Below are 4,050 nucleotides of genomic sequence, written 5' to 3'. Positions count from 1 at the left end.
GCATTGCTCGGCAAATTTCCGGCGGAAGCCACAACCATTGAACCGACCTGAGGTCGGGCTCCGGGGGACGGAAGCGCATGCTCACTTTACTCGTTGATTTCGCGGACAAGATCTCGGCCTTCAATGTCTTCCGCTACATCACTTTTCGCACCGGCGGCGCGCTGATCACCTCGGCGCTGATCGTCTTCATCTTCGGGCCGACGATCATCAATTCGCTGCGGTTGCGGCAAGGCAAGGGTCAGCCGATCCGCGCCGATGGGCCGCAGACACATTTCAAGAAGGCCGGAACGCCGACCATGGGCGGGCTGATGATCCTGTCCGGCATCATCGGCTCCTCGCTTTTGTGGGCGAACCTCTCCAGCATCTATGTCTGGGTGGTGCTCTTGGTCACCGTCGGCTTCGGCTCGATCGGTTTCTACGACGACTATCTCAAGGTTACCAAGCAGTCGCATCTGGGCTTCTCCGGCAAGGCGCGGCTAGCGATCGAATTCGTCGTCGCCGGCATCGCCGCCTGGGTGATCATGCACAATGGCCAGGCGCCGTTCTCGTCCTCGCTGACCTTTCCGTTCGCCAAGGAATTCCTGATCAATCTCGGCTGGTTCTTCGTGCCGTTCTCCTGCTTCGTCATCGTCGGTGCCGGCAATGCTGTGAACCTGACCGACGGGCTCGACGGCCTGGCGATCGTGCCGATCATGATCGCGGCGGCGTCCTTCGGCGTCATCGCCTATCTTTCCGGTAATGCGGTCTTCGCCGAATATCTGCAGATCCACTTCGTTCCCGGCACCGGCGAACTCGCCGTCGTGCTCGGCGCGGTGATCGGCGCCGGCCTCGGCTTCCTGTGGTTCAACGCGCCGCCCGCCGCGATCTTCATGGGCGACACCGGATCGCTGGCCATGGGCGGCCTGATCGGCACCATCGCGGTCGCCACCAAGCACGAGATCGTGCTGGTCATCGTCGGGGGCCTGTTCGTGGTGGAGATCCTCTCTGTCATCATCCAGGTCGGCTACTTCAAGATGACCGGCAAGCGCGTCTTCCTGATGGCGCCGATCCATCATCATTTCGAAAAGCTCGGCTGGACCGAAAGCCAGGTGGTGATCCGCTTCTGGATCATCGCCGTCATCCTGGCGCTGGTCGGCCTCTCCACCCTCAAGCTCAGATAGGATACCGCTTGATCCCCGCCGCATCCTTCTCTGGCAAACGCGTTTCGCTCTTCGGGCTGGGCGGTTCGGGGATTGCCACCGCGCATGCGCTGATCGCCGGCGGCGCCGAGATCCTCGCCTGGGACGACAATCCGGACAGCGTCGCCAAGGCCGCCGCCGCCGGGATTGCCACCGGCGACCTGCGCGCCGCCGATTGGTCGCGCTTCGCCGCCTTCGTTCTGTCGCCCGGCGTGCCGCTCACGCACCCGAAGCCGCATTGGGCGGTGGAGCTGGCGCGCGGCGCCGGCGTCGAGGTGATCGGCGACATCGAGCTGTTCTGCCGCGAGCGCAATCAGCGCGCGCCGAGCGCTCCCTTCATCGCGATCACCGGCACCAACGGCAAGTCCACGACGACGGCGCTGACGGCGCACATACTGAAATCAGCCGGACGTGATACCCAAATGGGCGGCAATATCGGCCGCGCCGTCATGACGCTCGATCCGCCGGAACCCGAGCGGCACTATGTGGTGGAGTGTTCCTCCTACCAGATCGATCTCGCGCCCTCGATCAATCCGACCGCCGGCATCCTGCTCAACCTGACGCCCGACCATCTCGACCGTCACGGCACGATGGCGCATTACGCCTCGATCAAGGAAAGGCTGGTCGCCGGCAGCGACACCGCCATCATCGGCGTTGACGATTCCTGGTGCGCCCAGATCGCCGACCGGCTGGAGCGAGCCGGAAAGCAAGTGATCCGCATCTCCAAGCGCCTGCCGCTGACCGACGGCTATTTCGCCGACGGCACCGATCTGATGGAGGCCATGAACGGCCGCTACAGCCGTGTCGCCTTCCTCGAGGGCATCGGCTCGCTACGCGGCCAGCACAATGCACAGAACGCGCTTGCCGCCGTGGCGGCCTGCCTCAGGGTCGGGCTGGAGCTCGGCGAGATCCAGGCGGGGCTGGAGAGCTTTCCCGGACTGGCGCACCGCATGGAACAGGTAGGCCGCAAGGACCATGTCCTGTTCATCAACGATTCCAAGGCAACCAATGCCGATGCGGCGGCACCGGCGCTGTCGAGCTTCAACCGCATCTACTGGATCGCCGGCGGCCTGCCCAAGGAAGGCGGCATCGAGCCGTTGCGCGGCTTCTTCCCGCGCATCGCCAAGGCCTATCTGATCGGCGAGGCGGCGCCCGCCTTTTCCGCCACGCTGGGCGAGGCGGTGCCTTACGAAATATCCGGAACGCTGGCGGCTGCAGTCGAACATGCCGCCCATGACGCGGCCAGCGACACCGGTGGCGAGGCAGTGGTGCTGCTTTCGCCGGCCTGCGCCAGTTTCGACCAGTTCAAGAATTTCGAGGTTCGCGGCGAAGCCTTCAGGCAAGCTGCGACTGCTATTGATGGAGTGAAACCCATCGGAGGGCCACGTTGATGCAAAGCCGTCTCGACAAAAGTCCAGTCGCAACCTGGTGGTGGACGATCGATCGCTGGTTCCTGGCGGCATTCCTGTCGCTGATGGGGCTGGGTATCGTCCTGTCCTTCGCGGCAAGCCCGGCGGTCGCCGAGCGTATCGGCCTCGACAGCTTCCACTTCGCCACAAGGCAGATCATCTTCACCATTCCGGCGCTCGGCGTGATGCTGGCCGTTTCCTTCCTGGAGGCGCGGCAAATAAGGCGCATGTCGCTGGTGATGCTGGGCATCATGCTGGTGCTGATGGTGGCGGTGCTCTACATCGGAGTCGAGGTCAAGGGCGCGCGGCGCTGGGTCTCGCTCGCGGGCCTCTCCATCCAGCCGTCCGAGTTCTTGAAGCCGGCCTTCGTCATCATCTGCGCCTGGCTTTTCGCCGAGCATAGGCGCCAGCCGGATATCCCGGGCAATTTGTTCGCCATGCTGCTGCTCGCCCTGGTGATCTCGCTTCTGGTGGCGCAGCCTGACCTCGGCCAGACCATGCTGGTGCTGGGCACCTGGGGCGTGATGTTCTTCATGGCCGGCTTGCCGTGGTTCTGGATCATAGTCTTGGGCGCTGCCGGCGTCGGCGGCGTGTTCGCGGCCTACACGGTCTTTCCGCACGTCGCCGCCCGCATCGACAAGTTCCTTACCGGCGAAGGCGATACCTTCCAGGTCGACATGGGCCGCGAAGCGCTGATCAACGGTGGCTGGTTCGGCGTCGGCCCGGGCGAGGGGACGGTGAAGCGCGTTATCCCGGACAGCCACGCCGACTTCGTCTTCTCGGTCGCAGGCGAGGAGTTCGGACTGATCATGTGCTTCTTCATCATGTCGATCTTCGCCTTCATCGTGTTGCGCGGGCTGAGCACCGCGCTCAAGGAGCAGGACGATTTCACCCGCTACGCCGTCGGCGGGCTCGTCACCATTTTCGGCCTGCAGTCGGCCATCAACATGTGCGTGAACCTGCAGCTGATGCCCGCCAAGGGCATGACGCTGCCCTTCATCTCCTATGGCGGCTCCTCGCAGATCGCGATCGCCGTCTCGATGGGCATGGTGCTGGCGCTGACGCGTCGACATCCGGAAAAGCGCAAGCAGATGGGCTTTTCCTTCCCGCAACGCACTATCGCGGCGGAATGAGGCGAGATGTCGAAGGGTGTCATCCTGCTGGCGGCTGGCGGAACGGGCGGACACCTGTTCCCGGCCGAAGCGCTTGCGCATGAGCTGATCGAGCGCGGCTGGAAGGTGCATCTCGCCACCGACCACCGCGCGGAGCGCTATTCGAGCCAGTTTCCGGCCGTCGACATCCACTCGATCCCGTCGGCGACGCTGGGCTCGAAGAATCCGATTGCCATGCTCTCGGCCTTCTGGACGATCTGGCAGGGCGTGCGACAAGCGGGGCGGGTGATCGCCAGGATCAAGCCGGAGGCCGTCGTCGGCTTCGGCGGCTATCCGACGCTGCCACCGCTC

At 64.3% G+C, this 4,050-nt stretch carries 4 protein-coding genes; all 4 read left to right on the top strand.

What is annotated here, in order from left to right:
- Positions 1-77: 77 nt before the first annotated feature.
- Entirely contained in the window at positions 78-1,160 is a 1,083-nt protein-coding gene (gene mraY / locus EOA38_RS29805) for a phospho-N-acetylmuramoyl-pentapeptide-transferase (protein WP_066990736.1), read from the top strand.
- Positions 1,161-1,168: 8 nt separating this feature from the next.
- Entirely contained in the window at positions 1,169-2,569 is a 1,401-nt protein-coding gene (murD, locus tag EOA38_RS29800) for a UDP-N-acetylmuramoyl-L-alanine--D-glutamate ligase (RefSeq protein ID WP_126093085.1), read from the top strand.
- Positions 2,569-3,720, top strand: coding sequence for a putative lipid II flippase FtsW (ftsW, locus tag EOA38_RS29795; protein ID WP_126093086.1), 1,152 nt, complete (start codon positions 2,569-2,571; stop codon positions 3,718-3,720). The genes murD and ftsW overlap by 1 nt, the downstream gene beginning before the upstream one ends.
- 6 nt (positions 3,721-3,726) lie before the next feature.
- Positions 3,727-4,050 (top strand): glycosyltransferase (locus EOA38_RS29790; protein WP_189435005.1); only part of this gene is annotated, 324 nt, incomplete at its 3' end.

Source organism: Mesorhizobium sp. M1E.F.Ca.ET.041.01.1.1, assembly GCF_003997355.1.
GTDB lineage: Bacteria > Pseudomonadota > Alphaproteobacteria > Rhizobiales > Rhizobiaceae > Mesorhizobium.
Note: the sequence above shows the minus strand (reverse complement) of the source record. Positions and strands in the feature narration are given on the sequence as shown.

Excerpts from the sequence above, each read along its gene's own strand:
- mraY (WP_066990736.1), top strand. The coding sequence starts at position 78 with ATGCTCACTTTACTCGTTGATTTCGCGGACAAGATCTCGGCCTTCAAT.
- ftsW (WP_126093086.1), top strand. The coding sequence starts at position 2,569 with ATGCAAAGCCGTCTCGACAAAAGTCCAGTCGCAACCTGGTGGTGGACG.